The following is a 19,429-nucleotide window of genomic DNA, read 5'->3' as shown; positions in this document are numbered from 1 at the left end:
GTCCGGACCGGTGGACCCATCGACCACGGGAGAGGCATGCAGTCGCCTGACGACGCGGTGCCCGGACAACCGGCGGACCGGTCGAGGCCCGGATCCGAGACCGGTGCGACGGTGGGCGTCTCGGCCGCCGGCCCGGCGACGGGTCGGGGCACGGAGTCCGACCCGGACCCGGTGATCGCCCGGATCCCGGAACAGTCGGGGGAGCGCTCCCCCGTGGACGTGCCGATCGACACGGCCGTGCCCGCGGACGAACGGCGCTCGACCGCGGTGCGTTCGATCTCCGCGCTGTTCGCCGTGCTCGCGATCCTGGTCACCCTGGTCCACGTGTTCTTCGTGTTCCTGCACGTCGCGCCCAACAACACGCTGACCCAGGACTACCGCAAGCCGACCGGCACCTGGATCTACCCCTACTTCGAGCAGAACTGGGCGTTGTTCGCGCCCAACCCGATGTCGGAGAACTTCCGCGTGCAGGCCCAGTCGCGGGTGCGCAACGCGGACGGCACCGTCGTCGAGTCCGACTGGTCCGACCTGACCGGGGACGACCTGAAGCACATCCGGGGCAACCCGTATCCGAGCAAGGCCGACCAGAACATGATCCGACGCGCGTGGTCGAGCTACGCCGACGCGCACGACGCCAAGGACGAATCGGCGATCGGCGCGCGCGGCCCGCTGACCCAGAACTACCTGCGGCGCATCGTGGTGCACCGGTTCCAGGACGCGGGAGCGAACCGCTCGGTCGAATCCGTCCGGGTCCGGGTCGCCACCACGCCGATCGGCAGGCCGGACGCCAAGACCAAGCCGGAGACCTCGTACCGCATGCTCGGCTGGTGGGAGACGAAGCCCGATGACTTCCGCTGACCCGACGCCGCGCGTCGCGGCGAGCCCGTACCGCCGGGTGGAGGACGCCGTCGCCCGTCGACTGGTGTCCGCCCTGGACACGGTGAGCACCCGTACCTTCGCCGTGCACCAGGCGGCGCTGCTGCGGATCGGCTACGGCCTGGTCTTCCTGGTCGGCCTGATCCGCGAATACCTCAACCGCCGGGAGATCTGGGGCGACCGGTCCGCGTGGTCGCCGGAGATGGCCAGGGAGTTGCTCAGCGGCATCGACGGGGTGAGCCTGCTCCTGGAGAGCGACACGCGCTGGTGGTTCGAAGGCGTCTACCTCGCGGCGATCGTGGTGAGCGCGCTGTTCGTGCTCGGATGGCACACCCGGGCGATGAGCGTGCTGTTCGCGGTCATGGTCGTCTCGTTCAACAGCCGGTCCATCCTGATGACCGACGGCGGCGACACCGTCCTGCTGCTGATGTCGATCTACCTCGCGTTCACCGCCTGTGGACGGGTGTGGTCGCTGGACGCACGCCGGGCCAGGCGCACCGGGATCCGCCCCGGCACCGGTCCCGGACACGAGGTCGGCGTGCTGGTCGGCCTGCTCGCGATGGTCGCGCTCGGCACCACGTGCCGAGCCGACTCGTGGACCCCGGAGCCCGAGTTCTCCTTCGCGTTCGTCTGCCAGTGGATCTGGATCCCCGGCATCGCGATCGTCTTCGGCGCGCTGTGGCGGCTGCCGCGTGCGGCCGAACAGGTACGGGCCGGCCTGGTCACCGTCGTGCACAACTGCGCGCTGTTCGTGATCGCCGCCGAGGTGTGCTTCATCTACGGCGCGGCCGGGCTGTACAAGGTGCAGGGCTCGTACTGGCAGGACGGCACGGCCATGCACTACGTGCTGAACCTGGAGTACTTCGCACCGTGGCCCGGGCTCAGTCACACGCTTGGGGAGAACGCCCAGATGGGCGTCCTGATGGGCTACCTCACGGTCTTCATCCAGGTCGGCTTCGTGTTCATGCTGTTCGCCAAGCGGGTCAAGTACGTCGCGATCGTGATCCTGCTCGGCATGCACTTCGGCATCGCGATCCTGCTGGGACTGCCCGCCTTCTCCGCGTCGATGTCGGTGGGCGACGCGCTGTTCCTGCCCACCGCGTTCCTGATCTGGACCCGCTCGCGAGTGGTCGGCCGACTGATGGACCGGCTGCGCCGCGGACCCACCGGGCCGGCCCCGACGCCCGCGGGCCGCGAGGCGGCGCCCGCCCCGCCGGTACCCGGCGGACTCGAAGGAGTGGCCTCGACCTCGGGTCGGGTCTGATCGCTCTCGACCGTCGGCGGGCGATCCCGCCCGTCGCGGACCCGGCGGCCGGCAGGCGCGCACCGCCCGCCGGCCGGCCGAGACCCGTGCGCGGCAGGTCCTACGCTGCTGTCATGAACGCGCACGAGATGGAGACCCTCGCGCTGTGGCGGGCCGCGTCGCCCGGCGCGGTGCTGCTGGACGGGTTCCACGCCGTCAAGCACGCACTGCGATTCGGCGCCGAGATCCGTGTCGTGCTGACCACCGACCGGGCGGCGGTGCGCGCCCTCGCCGACGAACTCGCGGCCGACGTGGGCGGCTATATAGAGGAGACGGCGCGTGAGGTGTCCGTGCCGTTCCTGCGCGAGTTGATCCCGCGCGGCGGCCCCACCGGGGTGGTCGCGCTCGCCCGCCGCCCCGAGGCCGGCCCCTCCGGCGAACCCGCGCGCACCGCGCCGATCGTGCTCCTGGAGAACCCGCGCAACCTCGGCAACGTCGGCGCGGTCGTCCGGCTCGCCGCCGGATTCGGCGTCGCCGCCGTGCTGACCACCGGCGACCTGGACCCGTGGCACCCGAACGTGGTCCGCGGCAGCGCCGGACTGCACTTCGCGACCGGCGTCGCCCGGGTGGACTCGGACGCGTTGCCCACCGGCCCCCTGTTCGTGCTCGACCCCGAGGGCGTCGACCTGCGCGCGACCGAGATCCCGGACGACGCGATCCTGGCCTTCGGCACCGAGCGGCACGGCGTCTCGGCGGCGCTGCGCGGGCGCGCCGACCGGCGCGTGGCCATCCCGATGCGACCGAGGGTCTCCAGCTACAACCTCGCCACCAGCGTCGGGATGACCCTCTTCCGCTGGTCCGAGACCTCCGCGAACGCGCCCACGTGAGCGGCTACGACGCGGTGGTCCTGGCCGGCGGCGCGGCCCGCCGGCTGGCCGGCGCCGACAAGCCGGGCCTGCTCGTGGCCGGCGTCTCGCTGCTCGACCGGGTGCTGGCCGCCGCGGCCGGAGCCGAGCGGACCGTTGTCGCCGGTCCGCGCCGGAACACCCGGCGCGAGGTGGTGTGGGTGCGCGAGGACCCGCCCGGCGGCGGACCGGTGGCCGCGCTGGCCGCCGCGCTGCCGCTGGTTCGCGCCGAGACGGTCGTGCTGCTCGCGGCCGATCTGCCGTTCGTGCCCACCGCGTTGATCGACCGCTTGGTCGCCGCCCTGGAGCCGGCGGTGGATCGAGGCGACGGGTACGCCGGCGCGGTGGCGGTGGACGCCGACGGGCGCGATCAGATCCTGCTCGCCGCCTACCGCACCGCGGCCCTGCGGGCGGGCGTCGCGGCCCTGCCCGAACCGGCCGGGGCGCCGCTGCGCCGGGTGGTCGAGCCGCTCGCGCTGCACCGGATCCGGGCCGATCCCGACGCCGTCTTCGACTGCGACACCTGGGCGGATGTGCGCGGCGCGCGAGCCCGGTCGGGGAGGATGGACACAGCCCCGAAGAGGAGAGACATGACTGGCTTGGAAGAGTGGACGGAAGCGGTCAAACAGGAGCTGGGCATCGAACTGGACGTGGACATCGCGGCGCTGCTGGACATGACCCGGGTGGCGGCGCACAACGTACAGCGACCGGCCGCGCCGCTCACCTCCTTCCTGGTCGGCTACGCGGCGGCCAGTCGCGGCGGCGGCGCGGCCGCCGTGGCCGAGGCGCTGCGGCAGGCCCGAGAGCTCGCCGAACGCGCCGGCGCGGAGCCGGGCGCCTGATGACCCTTCGGGAGGACCGGGCCACCATGCCGCGCTCCGAGTCGCACCCGCCGCAGGCACTGGGCTGGCCCGAGGCCCGGGCCACGGCCCGCGCGGCCGGCCGACCGCTGCCCGTGGTCTCGCGCACCCTGCACCACGCGCGCGACCACGTGCTGGCCCGGCCCATCGTCGCGCTCACCGACCTGCCCTCCTTCGACACCTCGGCGATGGACGGATGGGCGGTCGCCGGACCCGGGCCGTGGCGGGTGCGCGGCCGGTTGCTCGCGGGCGAGGCCGGCGAGGGCATCGGCGTGATGCGCGACGGCGACGCGGTGGAGATCGCCACCGGAGCGCGGGTGCCGCGCGGGGCCACCGCCGTGCTGCGCAGCGAACAGAGCCGGGTCGAGGGCCGCACGCTGTTCGGCGACGTGCACATCCAGCAGGGCACCGACATCCGCGCGTGCGGCCAGGAGTGCCGCCGCGGCGACGAGTTGTTGCCGGCCGGCACCACGGTCACGCCGGGGGTCACCGGGCTGGCCGCCGCCTCCGGCTACGACGAACTGGTGGTGGTCGACCGGCCTCGGGTGGAACTCCTGGTGCTGGGCGACGAGTTGCTCGACTCCGGGCTGCCCAGGGAAGGCCGGATCCGGGATGCGCTCGGCCCGTTGATCACGCCGTGGCTGCGCACCCTCGGCGCCGACCTGCTGCGAGTGCGCCGAGTGGGAGACAGCCTGGACACGCTGCGCGGGCACGTGAGCGCGTCCCGCGCCGACGTGGTGATCACCACGGGCGGCACCGCCGACGGCCCGCGTGATCATGTGCACCCGCTGCTCGCCGACCTGGAGGCGGACGTGCTCGTGGACGGCGTCGCGGTCCGCCCGGGTCATCCGATGTTGCTCGCGCACCTGCCCGGCGAGCGGCCCGGCGCCGGGCGTTACCTGGTCGGCCTGCCCGGCAACCCGCTGGCCGCGGTGGCCGGCATGCTCACCCTCGCGGTACCGCTGCTGCGCCGGCTCTCCGGCCGCCCGGAGCCGCGCCCGCGCCGGATCCGGGTCGGCGCCGACATCGCCGGCCACCCGAGGGACACCCGGCTGGTGCCGATGCGCGCGGATCGGCCGCTGGCCTTCTCCGGCCCGGCGATGCTGCGCGGGCTCGCGGTCGCCGACGGCATCGCGGTGGTGCCGCCGGGCGGCGTGCGCGCGGGCGATCGGGTAGAGGTGCTCGGGGCGCCGCGATGAAGACCGTGCGCTTCCCCGACGACCGACCGGCCGATCGGCGCGGGCCGCGCGGTGCGCTGGCCCGGCCGCTGCCGGCACTGAAGAAACGTACCGACGGACCGGCGGGCCTGGCCGGTCAGGCGGGCGCGACCGTGCACATCCCCAAGGACCGTCCCGGTCCGCTCATGCAGGTGTTGCGCCGGTTCGGGATGGCGCTGCTGGTTCTGGCGGTCACCATCCTGGTCGTCTATCTCGACCGGGACGGCTACCGCGACACCGTGGACGAGCACGTCTCGCTGCTCGACGCGGTCTACTACGCGACGGTCACCCTGTCCACGACCGGCTACGGCGACATCACCCCCGCGAGCGACGGCGCCCGCCTGGTGAACGTCGTCGTGATCACCCCGCTGCGGGTGATCTTCCTGATCATCCTGGTCGGCACGACCCTCGAGGTGCTCACCGAGCGCACGCGGGAGCAGTTGCGGCTCAACCGTTGGAGGTCCACGTTGCGCGACCACACGATCCTGGTCGGCTACGGCACGACCGGGTACAGCGCGGTGCACACGCTGATGGCGCAGGGGGTCTCGCGCGAGAACATCGTCATCGTCGACTCCGACCCCGAGGCGGTCACCGAGGCGAGCGACGACGACAAGCTCGTGGTGGTGTCCGGCGACGCCACCCGGGCCGAGGTGTTGCGCCGGGCCGAGGTGGAGCGGGCCCGGAACATCATCGTCTCGGTCAACCGGGACGACACCGCCGCCCTGGTCACGCTGACCGCGCGGCAGTTGAATCGGCGGGCCTGGATCGTGGTCGCGGTCCGCGAGGACGAGAACGCGCCGCTGATCCGGCAGAGCGGGGCCGACTCGGTGGTCACCACCGCGAGCGCGGCGGGCCGGCTGCTGGGAGTCTCCATGCTCAGCCCGAACGTCGGCGAGGTGATGGAGGACCTCATGCACTACGGCGAGGGCATGGACCTGATCGAGCGGCCGATCGACAAGCGCGAGGCGGGCAAGTCGCCTGGCGAGTGCGGCGATCTGGTGGTGGCCGTGGTGCGCGGACACCGCACGCTGCGGCACGACGACCCGGAGGCGGCGGTGCTCGGCGCGGGTGACCGACTCGTGGTGATCAAGACGCATAAGCCGCAGCCGAAGACGGGCGACTCATAGGCTGGTGGCCATGTTTGCGATCACGATTGCCGAACCGGGCGGACCCGAGGTACTGAACTGGACCGAGGTCCCGGACGAGAAACCCGAACCCGGCGAGGTGTTGGTGGAGGTGGCCGCGTCGGCGGTCAACCGGGCCGATCTGTTGCAGCGACAGGGCTTCTACCAGCCGCCGGCCGGCGCTTCGGCCTACCCCGGCCTGGAGGCGTCGGGTCGGATCGTCGAGGTGGGCGCGGGCGTGTCCGGCTGGGCGGTCGGTGACCGGGTGTGCGCGCTGTTGGCGGGCGGCGGCTATGCCGAGCGGGTCCGGGTGCCCACCGGCCAACTGCTGCCCGTGCCCGCGGGCATGGACCTGATCACGGCCGCCGCGCTGCCCGAGGTGGTCTGTACCGTCTGGTCGAACGTGTTCATGGTCGCCCACCTGCGCAAGGGCGAGACCTTTCTGGTGCACGGCGGGTCGAGCGGGATCGGCACGATGGCGATCCAGCTGGCCTCGGCCGCGGGCGCGCGGGTGTTCACCACGGCGGGCTCGGCGGTCAAGCTGGAGCGCTGCCGCGAACTCGGCGCCGAGGTCGCGATCAACTACCGGGACGAGGATTTCGTGTCCCGGGTCCGCGAGGCCACCGACGGGGCCGGCGTGGACGTGATCCTGGACAACATGGGCGCGAAGTATCTCGATCGCAACGTGGACGCGCTCGCGGTCAACGGCCGGCTCGTGGTGATCGGCCTCCAGGGCGGCGCCCGTGGCGAGTTGGACCTCAACAAGCTGCTGACCAAGCGGGCCGCGATCGCGGCGACCTCGCTGCGGGCCCGCCCGATGTCGGAGAAGTCCGCGATCGTCGCGGCGGTACGCGAACACGTGTGGCCGCTCCTGGACGCGGGCCGGGTCGAGCCGATCGTCGATCGGGTGCTGCCGGTGGCCGAGGCGGCCGACGCGCACCGGGTGCTCGAGGAGAGCGGACACATCGGCAAGGTCCTGCTGAAGGTGCGTTGACGCGGTCCGGGGCCGCCGGCGCGGCAGACGACGCGCCGGCGCGGTCCGGGCGGCGCGGTCCGGGCGGTGTGGTCCGGGCGGTGTGGTCCGGACGAATGAAAATCGGATGACCATTCCATTGCGCCGAATGTCGCTGAATGGGTCTTTTGTCGATTTTCCTTAGTCTGACCGCATGCCTACCCCCGGCGGCTTCGCGCGTCGACTGGCTGCCGGGTGTGTGCTCACGGCGGCCCTCGTCCTATCCGGTGCCTCGGCGCTCCCCGGCGCGTCGGTGCTGCCCGATGCCCCGGCGCTCGCGGGCCCGTCACCCCTGCCCTCGGCCGGCGCGGTCGACGGGTCACGGCCGCCGGCCGACGAGCCGGACCCGGGGGCGTCCCCGCGCGGCCGGCCGCCGGCCGCGCCCGAGTTGCGCCCGGATCCGCCGGTGCACGTGGACGCGCCGGCCGAGCCGACCGGGCCGCCCCGACCCGCGCCGGTCACGGACGCGCCGACGCAGCAGGAGTGGGAACGACTGCTCGACCGGCTGGCCCGACACGGCGCCCGCCCGGTGACCGACGAGTCGGGCCGGGCGGTGCTCGACGTCGAGAACGAACTCGTGCTCACCGGCGGCGCCGCCGGCCTGGACGCGCTGCGGTCCTGGGGGGCGGAGGTCGCCGAGGACGATCGACCCGGGGTGTACGCGGTGCGCTCCGGCGGCCGAATCGTCGCGCGCTACCTGATGGAGTCCGACCCGCACGCCCCGACCGACCCCTCGGCTCCGGTCACCTCTTCGGTCTTCGATGCGCCGCCCACGCTGCCCAAAACCGGTCCATCCGTTGTGAATTTGACTCTGATGGGCCTCGGGGGAGCCGGTATCGTCTGCGCCGGTGGACTGCTCGTCCGGTGTTTCCCGGCACCGCGACGACGCTGACCGGCGGGATGGACGTCGGTCCCGCCGGTCAGACTGGGTGTCTGGCGCATCGCGGATGAAGGGTGCAGGCTCGTCGAGGATGCGAATCGTGATACAGCGGTACCTTCCGGCAACGTCCGACCGGTGGTGGGGGAAGGAGGCGTGATGTGGTCGATCGGCGGGTTTCACCGGCGGATACCGCTGGGCCCGACGATCATCGCGCTGGCCCTGATCACGCTGCTCGTACTCACGAACATCTGCGGCTCCGGCCCCGGCGTGCAGGCCCGACACGATCGGAGCGGGCCCTCGCCCGCCGACATCCCGCCGCAACTGCCCGCCCAGGACCAGAGCATCGAGGCCGGCCCGGCACCGACCGGCGGTGCCACGCCCGCGCCCGACGGTTCGGCGCCCACGAGTGGGCAGCCCGTTCCGGTGCCCACGGTGACCGTGACCGAGACGGTGACGGCACCGCCCGGGAACGCGCCCGGTTCCGGTGGCCGGACCGGGAACACGACGAGCACCCCCGCCCCCGGCGGACAGTCCGGTGGATCCGGCGGCGCCGCCGCGACGACCGGCTCCGGCGGCCGGACACCCACCCCGCCGCCGCCGTTGGGTCAGCGGTTCCGGGTGAGCGACGTACGGCTCAGCGCCGACCGCGCCAACGGTTCCTACGTGCGCTGCAACGGACTCGATCAGGTGACGTTCGTCGGAACGGTGCTCGTGGACGGGGTGGGTCCCGGCGACATCGTCTTCCAGTGGGTGTACGAGAGGGGGCTGCTGCTCCCGCAGGACATCCTGCACTTCACCGGCTCCGGCCCGCGCCAGGCGAGTATCCCGATCACCTGGGCGATCCCGCCGCAACTGTTCGGTGAGGCGAGCGGTGTCCTGCAACTGCTGATCCTCCAGCCGGTCGCGAACGCGCAGACCGAGCGGTACACGTTCAACTTCAACTGCCGGGGCGGCTCCCCCTCCAACGACCGCTGACCCTCGTTCGCCGGTCGAGCCCGGTCGGGCTCGGCTCGGCCGCGGGCGGGTCGTTCGCCTCGTCGTCGGTCGCGACCAAGCCTCCTCCCGCCGGCGGTTTCCCGGGACGCTCCCACCGCGTGCCGGTCTTGCGCTCTTGAGCATACCGGGTATACATACTCGGTATGTCCATCAAGCACGGTCTGCTCGCATTGCTCGATCAGGGCCCTCGATACGGCTATCAGCTCCGGACCGAATTCGAGGCCCGGACCGGATCCACCTGGCCGCTCAACGTCGGTCAGGTCTACACCACGCTCGGCCGCCTGGACCGCGACGAACTCGTCGCACCCGACGGCGAGGACGACGAGGGGCACGTCTTCTACCGGATCACCGACAAGGGTCGGGCCGAACTGCGCGAGTGGTTCGAGGCGCCGGTCTCGCGCACCAGCCCGCCCCGGGACGAACTCGCGATCAAGCTCGCGATGGCGGTCACGGTGCCCGGGATCGACGTCCGGTCGGTGGTCCAGGGACAGCGCGCGCACACGTTGCGGGCGTTGCAGGACTACACCCGGCTCAAGACCCGCGCCGCCGAGGACGACCTCGCGTGGCAACTCGTCCTGGAATCACTGATCTTCCACGCGGAGGCCGAGGTTCGCTGGCTCGACCACTGCGAGGCGCGGCTGGCCCGCCGGGCAGCCGAGCGGGAGCCGGCACCGACTCCCGCGGACGAGCGACCCGCACCCGTCCGCAAGCGCGGGGCGCGTCGATGACCAAGGGCACAGGGGGCACAGTGGAACCGGTACTGGAACTCAGGTCGGTGGGCCGGATCCACGGTCGGGGCGACGTGCGCGTCGAAGCCCTGGCCGAGGTGGATCTGGCCGTCGCGCCGGGCGAGATGCTCGCCGTGATGGGACCGAGCGGGTCGGGCAAGTCGACCCTTTTGATGCTCGCGGGCGGACTGGACCGGCCCACCCACGGCGAGATCCTGGTCGAGGGGCAGGAACTCGGCGGGCTCAACCGGCGCCGGATGGCCGCGCTGCGCAGGCGCAGCGTCGGCTACGTCTTCCAGGACCTCAACCTGGTCCCGGCACTGACGGCCGCGGAGAACGTCGCGCTGCCGCTCGAACTCGACGGCGTGTCGATCCGCCGGGCCCGGCAGGCCGCGCAGGCGGCGCTGACCGAGGTCGGTCTCGAACACTTCGGCGACCGCTTTCCCGACGACATGTCCGGCGGCCAGCAACAACGCGTCGCGATCGCCCGCGCGTTGGTCGGCGAGCGCCGACTGGTGCTGGCCGACGAGCCGACGGGCGCGCTCGACTCGACCACGGGCGAGGCGGTGTTGCGGGTGCTGCGGGCGCGATGCGAGGCCGGTGCGGCGGTGGTCCTGGTGACCCACGAGGCCCGGCACGCCGCGTGGGCGGACCGGATCGTGTTCCTGCGCGACGGTCGGCTCGTGGACGACACCGGTTCCACGGCCGACGCCGAGTCGCTGCTGTCCCGGGGTGGTTCGCGATGAGCGTGGGCTCGTGGCGGGCGACCTTGCGGATCGCCCGTCGGGACGCGCTGCGGGCCAAGGGACGCAGCGCGCTGATCGTCGCGATGATCGCGCTTCCGGTACTGGGGATGAGCGCGGCCGACGTGTCCTGGCGCAGCGTGCAGTTGGACACCGACGAGGTGATCTCGCGCTCGATGGGGCAGGCGGACGCCCTGGTGCGGGATACCGCTTCGGAGCGGCAGGGCGACGGGACCTCGTCGCCCGCGGTCGCGATTCGACAGGATGTCGAAGGCGAGGAGTGGCGTCCGGCCGACCTGGATCGGCCGCCGCCCGGGCAGTCCGTAACACTGCTGCCGACCGGCGGGTTGCCCGATCGGCCGGCTTCCCGGGCGGCGAGTGCGGCGATTCCCGGGGTGACCGAGCGACTGATCGACCGCTTCGGGTACGGGACGGTGTCCACGGAGCACGGTCGGACCGAGGTACAGATCCGCGAGTTCGACTACACCGCGCCGCTCGCCGAAGGCATGGTGTTCCAGCGTCGGGGGCGGGCCCCGCAAGCCCTCGACGAGGTGGTCGTCACCGAGGAGTTGCGTCGTTCGGGCGGATACCGGGTCGGTGGGCGACTGACCGAGAAGTCCACCGGTCGCACGTTTCGCATCGTCGGCACGGTCGATCTGCCGAACCATCTGCGCAAGTCCGTGGTGATCGGCCGGCCGGGCGCGGTGCTCGACGCGATGCGTGCCCTGCCGGGGGCGAGTGGTTCGTTCGCCGAGCAGGTCGACGAGCTGATCCGGGTGCCGGGCGGGGTGTCGTGGGCGAAGGTCAAGGAGGCCAACCGGCAGGGCTTTGTGGTCAAGTCCGCCGTGGTACTCGAGGATCCGCCCGCGAGCGACGAGTTGCAGTACGAGACCCCGCGCCAGTGGGTCGACTCGCGCGCGCTCAGGCTCGGTGGCATCGGCGTGGGCCTGGGCCTGCTGGAGATGATCCTGCTCGCCGGCCCGGCCTTCGCGGTGGGCGCGCGCCGCAAGCGGCGCGAACTCGGGCTCATCGGCGTCGCGGGTGGCAGCCGTCGACACATCGGCGGGGTGGTGCTCGGCGGTGGTGTCGTGCTCGGCGCGGTCGGCGCTCTGCTCGGCACGGCCCTGGGCATGGCGGTCGCGGCCCTGCTGCGGCCGTGGTTCGCCGAGAAGTCCGGCCGGCTGCTGGGCCGCTACGACGTGCGCGCGCTCGAATTGCTCGGCATCGGCGCGGTCGGGGTGGCGGTCGGCGTACTCGCCGCGCTGATCCCGGCCTGGCTCGCGGCCCGTGAGGACATCGCCGCGTCGTTGTCCGGCCGCCGAGGGGTGCGCCGAGGTTCGCGCGTGCTGCCGATCGCCGGGGTCTTCGGTGCCGCGCTCGGCGTCGCCATCGCGCTGTACGGCGCGGACGGCGCGAACGACAAGGTCATCGTCGCGGGTGTGGTGGTGGCCGAACTGGGCCTGGTCGCGTGTTGCCCGGCACTGATCGGAGCGACCGCGAAGCTCGGTCGCTTCCTGCCGCTGAGCCCCCGATTGGCGCTGCGCGACGCGGCCCGCAGCCGCCCGCGCAGCGCGCCGGCGGTGGCGGCGGTGATGGCCGCGGTGGCGGGTTCGGTGGTGATCGCGGTGGTCTGGTCGAGCCAGAACGCGGACGAACGGAACAGGTACCGCCCCAACGCCCAGGAGAACCACGTCCTGATCGGTTTCCCCGGGCGTGTGCCGGGGAGCGGGCCGCCGGGCGAGACGGCGGTGAGCACGCGTGGAGCCGAGGAGATCCGGCGGGCGGTCGAGCGGATCCTGCCCGACGCGAAGGGCGGACCACTGGGCACGCTGGGCGGAACCTGTGTGCAGGAAGGCAGGTGCGTCACCTTCCGGCCGGAGAAGTTGCCCGAGGCCCGCTGCCCGGCCCGCCCCGGCGACGACCGGTGGCGTGACGATCCCAGATGCCGGTACGAGACCCGGGCCCGGAACGGTTTCTTCCAGTCGGTGGTCGGGGACGCGGATCTGCTGCGCAAGCTGACCGGCGCGGACGACCCACGCGCGATCGAGGTGTTGTCCCGCGGCGGGGTGGTCCTGTTCGAGGACGGGTACGTCGGGCCGGACGGCAAGGCGGAGGTCAAGTCACAGGAGGTGTTCTCCGGCCTCGGATCGGTCCACATGCCCTCCCCGGGAGCGGCAGAGTCGGAACGTCCGGGTGTGCGGTTGCCCGCGGTGTCGGTGCAAGCCCCCTTCGGCCTGTCCGGCATGTTCGCCTCGCCGGAGGCGGCGCGCGTGCTCGGGGCCGTCGTCGAACCGGCCGGGTTGGTCTACGACGCCGGGCGCTCGCCCTCGGACGCGCAGAAGCAGCGGCTGGAGGAGCAGGTGGCGAAGGTCTCCGAGCAGGGCTTCGTCTTCGTCGAGCGCGGATTCCAGCCGATGAGCGACGCGCGGATGTTGTTGCTCGCGGTGTTCGCGCTGGTGGTCACGGTCGGCGCGTCCGGGGTGGCCACCGGGCTGGCACTGGCCGACGCGCAGAAGGACCTGGCCACGCTCGGTGCGGTGGGCGCGCCGCCGAGTGTGCGGCGCCGGTTGTCCGCGTTCCAGAGCGGGGTGATCGCGTTCCTGGGGACCGCGTTGGGACTCGCGGCGGGCGTACTCGCGGGGGTGGTCGTACGGCGAGGACAGAAGTCGGCCGTGTGGGACGTGATGCCGGCCGAGGCCAAGAGTCGGCTGCACGCTCCCGAACTGGTGATTCCGTGGTCGCAACTGGGCCTCGCGCTGATCGTGCTGCCGATCCTCGCGGCCCTGCTCGCGGCGCTTTTGACACGATCGCGTGCGGTGGTGCGCGGCAGGACGGCTTAAGCCCTCGGCGCTCCTAGGATGAGATGTATGGACACGCCGAACAGCGAAGCGAATGGTGAGAACCCGCAGGTGGTGATCGTCGGGCCGGATGGCATGGCGCTCGGCGGCGGCCTCGGTGAAGAGGGCGGTGAACTCGCGGTGACCGACATGGTCGAACAACCCGCGAAGGTCATGCGCATCGGCAGCATGATCAAGCAGCTTCTGGAGGAGGTGCGCGCGGCTCCTCTCGACGAGGCGAGCCGGGTGCGACTCAAGGAGATCCACGCCAGCTCGATCAAGGAGCTGGAGAAGGGACTCGCCCCGGAACTGGTCGAGGAGCTGGAGCGGCTCTCGCTCCCGTTCACGCACGACTCGGTACCCAGCGAGTCCGAGCTGCGGATCGCGCAGGCACAGCTGGTGGGCTGGCTGGAGGGTCTGTTCCACGGCATCCAGACCGCGCTGTTCGCGCAGCAGATGGCGGCGCGCGCGCAACTGGAGACGATGCGTCGGGCACTCCCGCCCGGCGTGGTCCCCGGTGGCCAGGGTGAGCCGCCGCACACCCAGTCGGGTCCGTACCTCTAGCGTTTGGGAGGGGCGTACCCCGGAGCGGTGCTCGATGGCGCCGACCCGGTGCGCTCCCGTCGCGTCTCTGACAGGCTGTCGGCGGTGCGACGGGAGCGCTTTTCGGTAGGTCGATTCGTGCCGGGATCGTGCGCGAGTCGTGCGGCGTGGAGGGCGGCCTGACGGTGACCGTTTCGGGAGACCCGGCTCGGGCGAACGGGCGTGTCTTCGGCGGCGGGCGGTATCGCACCGGGCGCCGGATCGGCGGCGGCGGCATGGCCGTGGTGTACGAGGCCCACGACCTGGTGCTCGATCGGCTCGTCGCGGTCAAACGCCTGCGCAGCGACCTGGCCGAGGACACCGTCGCGCGCTCGCGGTTCGCCCGCGAGGCCGAGCACGCGGCGGCGCTGAACCACCCCACGATCGTCTCGGTGTTCGACACCGGTGCGGACCCGGGCGAGGACGGCGTGCTGGTGCCGTGGATCGTGATGGAGCTGATCGAGGGGCTGACCCTGCGCGATCTGCTGGAGGCACACGGTCCACTGCCGTGGCCGCGTGCCCTCGCGATCACCGCGAAGGTGCTGGACGCGCTGGAGTACAGCCACGACCGCGGCCTGGTGCACCGCGACATCAAGCCGGTCAATTTGATGATCACCCCGGGCGGCGCGGTCAAGGTGATGGACTTCGGCATCGCCCGTGCGCTGTTCGTCACCGACGGCGCGCTCACCGACCCCGGTCGGATCATGGGCACCCCGCAGTACTTCTCACCCGAGCAGGCGTTCGGACATCCCGCGTCCACCCGCAGCGACCTGTACTCGGTGGGATGCCTGCTGCACGAGCTGCTGGTCGGGGTGCCGCCGTTCGACGGCGGTACGGCGGTGCACATCGCCTATCGACACATGCGCGAGGAGCCGACCCCGCCGTCCGTGTACCGGCCCGACGTGCCCGGCGCGGTCGACGACCTGGTCCTGCACGCGCTGCGCAAGGACCCGCACCTGCGCTTCGACACCGCCGGGCGGATGCGCGAGTCGGTGCGTCGGATCCTGCCCGCGGACGTCTGGGACTCGGTCCTGTACGGCGCCGGCGTCCCGGCGCAGTCCGGGCGGCCGCCGGGGACGCCGACGCCGCAGCGGCCCGCCCGTCCGTCCGCCGGCGGTCCGCCGTGGGCGCGGGTGTTGTCCGGGTTCGGACCCCGGGCCCGTTCGGCGGGCGCGCACAGCGCGCCGGGGACGTACGGCCGCAAGACCGGTGTGGGCGCCGCGTTCGCGGCGACGGTGCTCGGCGTGCTGGCGGTGCTCGCCTCGATCCTGATGTTGCGTTGATCGAGTCGGCCGGATCCCGCGGGTGGGCGGTGCCCGGAGCGCTCAAGGCATCGGCCGGGGATCCGGAATCCCGTTACCATGGGCAATTCACACGGAGTACCGCTGATCCCGGTATCGTTTCGGGACTTGACGCGAGGATGCGCCACATTTCATCTGCACACCGGCGCGGGCCAACGCCCCGGCGCCACGTGAGGGGACTGTCGAGGATGAGCTCCGAGTCCCCGGCCGCAACCCTGACGCCCGAATCGGCGTGCCTTTGTGGCCGGCCGATCGTTGGAACCGTCGTGCTCCCCCGCTCCCGTGGTGCTTTCCGCTCTCCCCTGCTCGCGGCGCACGCCATCGCCACAGTTCGGCGGCCCCGGACGGGCCGCCCCGACGCGCAGGGCGAGGAGCGATGACCGCGCCGACGGGACCGGACGAACGTGAGACGTCCGGCACACAGGTGAAGACGGTCGGGTCCGGCCGCTACGAACTCGGTCGCCAACTCGGCCGAGGCGGCATGGCCGAGGTGTTGATGGCCCACGACGTGCGGCTCGGTCGCACCGTCGCGGTCAAGACGCTGCGCCCGGACCTCGCGCAGGATCCGGTCGCGCGCTCGCGGTTCGGCCGCGAGGCGCAGAACGCGGCGTCGCTCAACCACCCCGCGATCGTGTCGGTCTACGACACGGGCGAGGACCAGGTCGGCGACGAACTGGTTCCGTTCATCGTGATGGAGTGCGTCGAGGGCCGCACGGTCCGGGAACTGCTCGGCGAGGGCAACCCCATACCGCTGGAGCAGGCGCTCCGGGTCACGGAGGGGATCCTGGAGGCCCTCGAGTACAGCCACCGGAACGGCATCATCCACCGCGACATCAAGCCCGCGAACGTGATCATCACCAACTCGGGCGCGGTCAAGGTGATGGACTTCGGGATCGCCCGCGCGATGCACAGCGCGGCGACCACGATGACCCAGACCGGCATGGTCATGGGCACGCCGCAGTACCTGTCGCCGGAGCAGGCCCTGGGCCGCACCGTCGACGCGCGCAGCGACCTGTACTCCAGTGGCTGCCTGCTCTACGAACTGCTCGCGCTGCGTCCGCCGTTCAACGGTGACACGCCGCTGTCGGTGGTGTACCAGCACGTCCAGGACGAGCCGCGTCCGCCGTCGATGATGGACCCCCGGGTGCCTCCGCACCTGGACGCGATCGCGTTGAAGGCGCTGGCGAAGAACCCCGACGACCGGTATCAGACGGCCGACGAGATGCGGATGGACATCCGTCGCGCGCTCGCCGGTCAGCAGGTCTCGGTCGCCGTTCCGCCGCGGGTGCCCACCCAGCAGAACCGGCCCGAGTTCGGTTCGTGGAGCCAGGTCGCCGCGGGTTCCGCGGCAGCGGGGCACACCGGCTCCACCGACGCGACGGCGGCGATGCCACCGCTGCCGGGGCAGTCGGGCACCGGGTCGCAGCAGCGTCCGCCGGCCAACGACGGCGGCACCGGGCCACTGCCGATCCTGCCGCAGGAGCCGGCGCACAAGCGCAGGCTGCCGCTCTATCTGGTGGCCGCGCTCGCGGTGATCCTGGTGCTGGTCGGTGCGGTGCTCCTGGTCAAGGGCCTGCCCGGGGACGGGGACAGCCCCTCGGATGACGATCCGGTCGGACCCGCCGTGTCGGTGACCAACGACAGTGGCGCGCAACCGGGGAACAACAACAACCAGCCCAGCCCCGACGCGAACACCAAGGGCACGTCGGGCGCGACCCCGTCCAACCCGACGCAGACGTGGCGGCAGACGACGCCGCCGTCCAACACGCGCGATCCGGGCGGGACGACCTCGGGACAGTCGCACTCGCCGTCCTCGACCCCGTCGAACAAGCCGTCCGAGACGAGCCGGCCGAGCACGTCGGCCACCGTGCCGCAGGGTTCGACCAAGGGCGGCGGCGAGACGAAGCCGCCGGACTCCGGCGGCGCCGCCGCCGGGGGCAATCCGGCGGGCGGCAGCGGTACGACCCCCTGAGTCGTACGCCCCCGAGTCGCACAACCCCTGGGTCGCACGACCTCCGGGTCGCACGACCTGCGGGCCTGAGACCTCAGGGCCGAAGACGCGAAACCCGCGCGAGCCACGATCGGTGGCGCGCGCGGGTTTTCTCGTGCGGGGCCGGTTCGTCAGCCCAGGAACGCCTTGAGGACCTCGTCGTAGGCCATCGTCCACCACACGATCAGCGCGGCGGACGCGGGGAAGAGCGGGGCACAGCGCGGGTCGTGCTCGAGGTAGTGCCGGGTGAGCATCCAGAAGTCGTTCAGTCGCTCCCACCACAGCCGGTGCACGGCGGCGGCGAGCTGGGTGGGCCCCGGATCGAACACCGCGCGATAGCCGTCCACGAAACCGCGTACCCGAGCGAGGTCGAGCGTGCCGGAGATCGGATCGGTGAAGAAGATCAGCGCGGCCCGGACCAGTTCCTCGGTGTCGGGCAGCGCCGCGAGCCGGTCCCAGTCGATGATCGCGACCGGCTCGCCGGCGCGGTACAGCAGGTTCAGCGGATGGAAGTCGCCGTGTACGTAGCCGGTTCCCGGCGCCTCGTGGTCTCGTGGTCTGCGGTGCGCGTACCGCAGGAGCATCGCGCGGCGCTCGATCAGGCGCAGCTCGGCGAGCCGGTCGAAGGCGTTCGGGCCGGGCCGGGCGCGGATCCGGGTGAGCAGCCGCTCGACGGTGGCCAGTGATTCGTGCGGGTCGGCCGTGGGCACCAGCAGCGGCTGCTGGATCGGCGGCAACAACTTCGGCAGCGTCACGTGCACGCCGCCGAGCAGCGCGCCCACCCGCGCGCAGCCCCGGGCGTCGAGTTCCGTGCCGCGTCGGTGCTCGCCGTCCACCCAGGGGTACAGCGCGAACCAGCGTCCGCGCGAGGTGAGTGCGGTGCGCCCGTGCCGGTCGGCCACCGGCGGGATCGCGGGTATCCCGCACGCGGCGAGCCGCTGGGTGGTGTGGTGCTGGAAGCGGATGGTGTCGGGTCGTTGGTTCAGATAATGCTTGAGAAACCAGCGTCCCCTGGTGGTGACGACCTCGTAGCCTCGGTTGAGCAGGCCCTCGGCGATGGGTCGGAACGAGAGTGCCTTGCCGACCCGGTAGCGATCGATCGTCACAGCCAGTGGGGACCCTGGCCGGGAGGGGATGTACACGGGCGTCAATCTATGTCACGGAAAGCAATCATATTGCTACTCTGTGCAACCTTCACGCGTAAGCGTGTCTTTGCTGTCACGCGTTCGAGGAGGCGGTTGGTGCGTACACCGATACCGGGCGATGCGCGATCGGCTCAGCCGAACAACTTCTCCAGCACCTGGGCGACGCCGTCGTCCTGATTGCTCCCGGTATGCCGGATCACCGCCGCGAGCACGTCGGGGTGCGCGTTTGCCACCGCGTACGCCTGTCCGGCCCAGGCCAGCAGCGGCAGATCGTTGGGCATGTCGCCGAACGCCACCACGTCCTCGGTACGGATCCCGCGCTGCGCGCAGAACCAGGCCAGCGTGCTGGCCTTGCTGATCCCCAGCGCGCTGATCTCGACCAGGGCGATCGAGGAGGAGTGGGTGAACTCCGCGTACGCGCCGGCCCGGTCGCGGGCGAGCGCGAGGAACACGTCGGGATCCAGGCTGTGGTGCCGGGCGAGCAGCTTGAGCACCGGCCCGGTGAGCAACTCCTCGACCGGACCGACCGCGTGCACGATCGACACGTCGCGCTCCAGCGCGGGGTAGTCGGGCTCGTGCATGAAGCCGGTCTCGGTCTCGACCGCGAAGGACACGTCCGGTACCGCCTCGCGGAGCAGCCGGGTCACCTTGCGCGCGGCGGTCACGTCCATCGTGTGGGTGCCCACCACACGTTCGGCCCGCAGGTCGTAGACCACCGCGCCGTTGCCGCAGATGGCCAGGCCGCGATGGCCGGTGACCTCGGCGACGCGGCTCATCCAGCGCGGCGGCCGGCCGGTCACGAAGACCACCTCGGCGCCGGCGGACTCGACGAGTTCGAGCGCGGCGAGGGTGCGTTCGGAGATGGATCCGTCGTCGCGCACGATGGTGCCGTCGAGGTCGGTGGCCACTAGGCGTGGGCGATTCGTGATCGTCACGGGTACATCCTCGCTCAGAAACGATTCACCCGGTCCGGGGGGCCGGGCCGACCGA

General features: G+C 72.1%; 17 protein-coding genes. 15 read left to right on the top strand and 2 right to left on the bottom strand.

What is annotated here, in order from left to right; translation table 11 throughout:
• The first annotated feature begins 36 nt into the window (after positions 1–36).
• From ACIRL2_RS25660 to ACIRL2_RS25590, 15 genes are all read left to right on the top strand, one after another.
• Positions 37–858, top strand: coding sequence for a DUF5819 family protein (locus ACIRL2_RS25660; protein ID WP_395867688.1), 822 nt, complete (start codon positions 37–39; stop codon positions 856–858).
• Positions 845–2,140 (top strand): HTTM domain-containing protein, encoded by a 1,296-nt coding sequence (locus tag ACIRL2_RS25655; RefSeq protein WP_402234761.1) that lies wholly within the window; start codon positions 845–847, stop codon positions 2,138–2,140. Before ACIRL2_RS25660 ends, ACIRL2_RS25655 begins: the two co-directional genes overlap by 14 nt.
• 113 nt (positions 2,141–2,253) lie before the next feature.
• Positions 2,254–3,006 carry a TrmH family RNA methyltransferase gene (locus ACIRL2_RS25650; protein ID WP_395867684.1) on the top strand — a complete coding sequence of 251 codons (753 nt, stop codon included), beginning with the start codon at positions 2,254–2,256 and terminating at the stop codon, positions 3,004–3,006.
• Positions 3,003–3,866, top strand: coding sequence for a DUF6457 domain-containing protein (locus tag ACIRL2_RS25645; RefSeq protein WP_395867682.1), 864 nt, complete (start codon positions 3,003–3,005; stop codon positions 3,864–3,866). Before ACIRL2_RS25650 ends, ACIRL2_RS25645 begins: the two co-directional genes overlap by 4 nt.
• On the top strand, positions 3,866–5,083 hold the full coding sequence (locus ACIRL2_RS25640; protein WP_402234759.1) for a molybdopterin molybdotransferase MoeA: 1,218 nt from the start codon (positions 3,866–3,868) through the stop codon (positions 5,081–5,083). Before ACIRL2_RS25645 ends, ACIRL2_RS25640 begins: the two co-directional genes overlap by 1 nt.
• Positions 5,080–6,228 carry a potassium channel family protein gene (locus ACIRL2_RS25635; protein WP_395867677.1) on the top strand — a complete coding sequence of 383 codons (1,149 nt, stop codon included), beginning with the start codon at positions 5,080–5,082 and terminating at the stop codon, positions 6,226–6,228. Before ACIRL2_RS25640 ends, ACIRL2_RS25635 begins: the two co-directional genes overlap by 4 nt.
• A 10-nt stretch (positions 6,229–6,238) precedes the next feature.
• Positions 6,239–7,219 (top strand): NAD(P)H-quinone oxidoreductase, encoded by a 981-nt coding sequence (locus ACIRL2_RS25630; RefSeq protein WP_395867675.1) that lies wholly within the window; start codon positions 6,239–6,241, stop codon positions 7,217–7,219.
• A 172-nt stretch (positions 7,220–7,391) separates the two neighbouring features.
• Positions 7,392–8,129, top strand: coding sequence for a hypothetical protein (locus tag ACIRL2_RS25625; protein ID WP_395867673.1), 738 nt, complete (start codon positions 7,392–7,394; stop codon positions 8,127–8,129).
• Between the two features lie 144 nt (positions 8,130–8,273).
• Positions 8,274–9,092: a hypothetical protein gene (locus tag ACIRL2_RS25620; RefSeq protein WP_395867671.1), complete on the top strand. Its 819-nt coding sequence runs from the start codon at positions 8,274–8,276 to the stop codon at positions 9,090–9,092.
• Between the two features lie 164 nt (positions 9,093–9,256).
• Positions 9,257–9,841 (top strand): PadR family transcriptional regulator, encoded by a 585-nt coding sequence (locus ACIRL2_RS25615; RefSeq protein ID WP_395867669.1) that lies wholly within the window; start codon positions 9,257–9,259, stop codon positions 9,839–9,841.
• Positions 9,838–10,587 carry an ABC transporter ATP-binding protein gene (locus tag ACIRL2_RS25610; protein ID WP_395867667.1) on the top strand — a complete coding sequence of 250 codons (750 nt, stop codon included), beginning with the start codon at positions 9,838–9,840 and terminating at the stop codon, positions 10,585–10,587. The genes ACIRL2_RS25615 and ACIRL2_RS25610 overlap by 4 nt, the downstream gene beginning before the upstream one ends.
• Positions 10,584–13,424 carry an FtsX-like permease family protein gene (locus ACIRL2_RS25605; protein ID WP_402234752.1) on the top strand — a complete coding sequence of 947 codons (2,841 nt, stop codon included), beginning with the start codon at positions 10,584–10,586 and terminating at the stop codon, positions 13,422–13,424. The genes ACIRL2_RS25610 and ACIRL2_RS25605 overlap by 4 nt, the downstream gene beginning before the upstream one ends.
• 27 nt (positions 13,425–13,451) lie before the next feature.
• Positions 13,452–13,985 carry a bacterial proteasome activator family protein gene (locus ACIRL2_RS25600; RefSeq protein WP_395867663.1) on the top strand — a complete coding sequence of 178 codons (534 nt, stop codon included), beginning with the start codon at positions 13,452–13,454 and terminating at the stop codon, positions 13,983–13,985.
• 164 nt (positions 13,986–14,149) lie between these two features.
• Entirely contained in the window at positions 14,150–15,286 is a 1,137-nt protein-coding gene (locus ACIRL2_RS25595) for a protein kinase (protein ID WP_402234749.1), read from the top strand.
• A gap of 394 nt (positions 15,287–15,680) precedes the next feature.
• Positions 15,681–17,276 (top strand): protein kinase domain-containing protein, encoded by a 1,596-nt coding sequence (locus ACIRL2_RS25590; RefSeq protein WP_395867659.1) that lies wholly within the window; start codon positions 15,681–15,683, stop codon positions 17,274–17,276.
• Positions 17,277–17,425: 149 nt separating this feature from the next.
• On the opposite strand, the gene ACIRL2_RS25585 is transcribed toward ACIRL2_RS25590, so the two are convergent.
• Both ACIRL2_RS25585 and ACIRL2_RS25580 read right to left on the bottom strand, forming a co-directional pair.
• Entirely contained in the window at positions 17,426–18,400 is a 975-nt protein-coding gene (locus ACIRL2_RS25585; RefSeq protein WP_402234746.1) for a phosphotransferase, read from the bottom strand.
• A gap of 170 nt (positions 18,401–18,570) precedes the next feature.
• Entirely contained in the window at positions 18,571–19,374 is an 804-nt protein-coding gene (locus ACIRL2_RS25580; RefSeq protein WP_395867655.1) for an HAD family hydrolase, read from the bottom strand.
• Between the last annotated feature and the right edge of the window lie 55 nt (positions 19,375–19,429).

This window comes from Embleya sp. NPDC127516, assembly GCF_044765325.1.
Lineage (GTDB): Bacteria > Actinomycetota > Actinomycetes > Streptomycetales > Streptomycetaceae > Embleya.
The sequence above is the reverse complement of the archived record's forward strand: the minus strand, read 5'-3'. Positions and strand labels throughout refer to the sequence as shown.